The organism is Sphingomonas sp. 66-10, assembly GCF_001897045.1.
Classification (GTDB): domain Bacteria; phylum Pseudomonadota; class Alphaproteobacteria; order Sphingomonadales; family Sphingomonadaceae; genus Sphingomonas; species Sphingomonas lycopersici.
Window position 1 is genome coordinate 11,368 of sequence record NZ_MKRR01000023.1, and the last position, 2,962, is coordinate 14,329.

The following is a 2,962-nucleotide window of genomic DNA, read 5'->3' on the forward strand; positions in this document are numbered from 1 at the left end:
CCCCCGCCGCGCCCATCGCGTCGCGCGCGTTGATCGCCAGATTGAGCACCACCAGCTCGAACTGGGTCGGGTCGACCAAGGCCGGCCACACCCCGGGGGCAAGGCGCGTATCGATCGTGATCGCGCGCCCGAGCGAGCTTTCCATCAGCTCGCGCATCCCGGCGATCGACGCGTTGAGATCGATCACCTTAGCCTCGAGCCGCTGCCGCCGCGAGAAAGCGAGCAATTGCGCGGTCAGCGTCGCGCCGCGCTCCGCCGCCATCCGCACATGCTCCAGCCGCTGCATCGTCCGGGCATCACCCCCGGCCGCACCCAGCGTGCGCTCCAGCATCGCGATATTGCCGAGCACCACCGTCAGCAGATTGTTGAAATCATGCGCGACGCCCGAGGTGAGCTGCCCCACCGCCTCCAGCCGCTGCATCTGGTGCAAGGTCGCCTCAACCCGCTGCCGCTCGGCGATCTGCTCGGTGAGCTGCTGGGTGCGCTCGGCGATCCGCCGCTCCAGGGCTTCGCCCGCCAGATGCGCCTCGCTGACGTCGACCGCGCAGCATACGTAACCGCGATAGACGCCATCGACCATCCGCGCGCGCGCCTCGGCATGGACCCAGCATGAATCGCCGCTCGCGGTCATCAGCCGCAAGTCGCCGCCGACCGGTCGGCGCTCCGCGAAGATGCGCATCCGCGCCTCACCCATCCTGGGCCGATCCTCGGGCAGATAGAGCCGGGTCCAGCCATCGCGGATGATCTCGGCCGGCGACACCCCGAGCAGGGTTTCGAAGAAGCGGTTGGCGAAGACGATATTGCCGAGCTCGTCGGTCTGCCAGATCAGCGCGGGCAGACTGTCCGACAGGTTGCGGAAGCGGGCCTCGCTCTCGCGCAGCGCCTCGCGGTCCTGCCGGCGGCGCGTGATGTCAATCACCGTCCCCGCGGCGCGGATGCAGGCCTGATCGGCGAACATGCCGCGCCCGGTGGCCGCCAGCCAGCGCATCTCCCCCGTATCGGCACGGAAGATGCGGAATTCGATGTCGAGCAATTCGCGCACCGCCGGATCGGTCGCCGCATCGAGGCCGCTGCGCACCCGCCCCAGATCGTCGGGATGGAGCAAGGCGTAGAAATCGTCGATGCTCATCGCCTGCCCGGCGGCGACGCCGAAGATCGCCTTGGCGCGATCGGACCAGCTGACCCGCGACGTCGCCCCGGTGAGATCGGCGTCCCAGGTGCCCGCACCGGCGGCCTCGGTCGCCAGCTCGAGCGATTCGCGGCTCAGCGCCAGCGCGTTTTCCGCGAGATGGCGGTCGGTGACATCGCTGTCCTGAACGAACACGCCGTCCATCGCGCCGTTCGCGTCGACGAGCGGCTGGAGGACGAAATCGACGTAACGGACCTCCGGCTCGATATCGTGACGGCGGCGCAACGCGACCGCCGCCCCGCTCCCGCGATAGGGCTGACCGGTGGTCCGCACCTGATCGAGCAGCGCGAGATAGCCCTGTTCGATCAGCTCGGGCAGCACCTCGCGCACCGGCCGCCCCAGCACGTCGCCGTCGCGGTCGCCGATCAGCTCGCGGCCCGCGAGGTTGATCAGATCGAACTGATGATCCGGCCCGCGCAGCACCGCGATGAACCCCGGCGCTTCCTCGAACATCTGCGCCAGCCGCGCCTTGTCCTCCGCCACCGCGCGCGCCGCGCGCACCCGCTCGGTGGTTTCGGAGACGATGCACAGCACGCCGCCGACCGCGCCCTCATCTTCGCGAACCGGCGAATAGGAGATGTCGAAATAGACTTCCTCGCGAACGCCGTCGCGCTCGATCGGGAACGGCCGGTCCTTGGCGTGATAGGTCTCGCCGGTGGCGCGGACATGCGCCAGCATCGGTTCGAGCGACGCCCACAGTTCGCGCCAGGATTCGCGCCCCGGCCGGCCGAGCGCGGTCGGATGCCGGTCGCCGATCGTCGCGGCATAAGCGTCGTTGTAGAGCGCGACATAGTCCGGCCCCCAGAAGAGCACGATCTCCGCGCCGGCGGGCAGCATCAGGCTGATCGCGCCGAGCAATGCGCGCGGCCAGTGCTCGATCGGCCCGAGCGGGGAAGACGACCAGTCCTTCGCCAGCATCATCTCAGCCAGCGCCCCGCCGCCGGCGAGCTGATGCGCAACCCAGCGCGGATCCACGGTCGTTCCGTTCATCGCCGCAGAGCACTATCCCCTTCGTCTCGCCGCGGAAAGCGGGAACGATGGCGCTGACGCACAAAGCCCATTAGGTAAGCACGCGATGAAGCCAGCGTTCCGTTCGATCCACGCCCATCGCCTGCTCCGCGTCGCCGCCGCGATGCCGCGCGCCTCGGTCGGCGATGCCGCCGCCAATGCCGAGGCGACGATCGCGCTTGCGCGTCGCGCGCACGACGAGGCGGTCGATCTCGTCGTCTTTCCGGAATTGAACCTCACCTCCTACGCGATCGACGATCTCCATTTGCAATCGGCGCAGCAGGCGGCGACACGCGAGGCGCTGGCGGCGGTGGTTGCCGCGACGCGCGATCTGTCCCCCGTGTTGCTGGTCGGCGCGGCGCTGGCGCGCAACGGGCGGCTCTACAATTGCGCGGTGGCGATCGCGCGGGGGCGTATCCTGGGGGTGGTGCCCAAGACCTATCTGCCCAATTACCGCGAATATTATGAGAAACGCTGGTTCGCGAGCGGCGGCGGGCTATCGGGGCTGGCGATCCGCATCGGCGATGCCGAGGTGCCGTTCGGCACCGATCTGATCTTCGCGGCGAGCGATCTGCCGCATTTCGTGTTCCACGCCGAAATCTGCGAGGATTATTGGGCGCCGATCCCGCCCTCGACGATCGGGGCGTTGGCCGGGGCGTTGGTGTGCTGCAACCTCTCCGCGTCGAACGTGACGATCGGCAAAGCGCGCGAGCGGGCGATGCTGTCGGCGGCGCAATCGGCGCGCGGGGTCAGCGCCTATATCTA

At 68.9% G+C, this 2,962-nt stretch carries 1 protein-coding gene and 1 pseudogene; one reads left to right on the plus strand and one right to left on the minus strand.

What is annotated here, in order from left to right; translation table 11 throughout:
• Positions 1-214: 214 nt before the first annotated feature.
• Positions 215-2,179: pseudogene (locus BGN95_RS02925) on the minus strand (PAS domain-containing protein); the annotation flags it as partial.
• Positions 2,180-2,264: 85 nt separating this feature from the next.
• Here BGN95_RS02925 and BGN95_RS02930 point away from each other — a divergent pair.
• Positions 2,265-2,962: nitrilase-related carbon-nitrogen hydrolase (locus BGN95_RS02930; protein WP_286771563.1), on the plus strand; the 698-nt coding region annotated here is incomplete at its 3' end.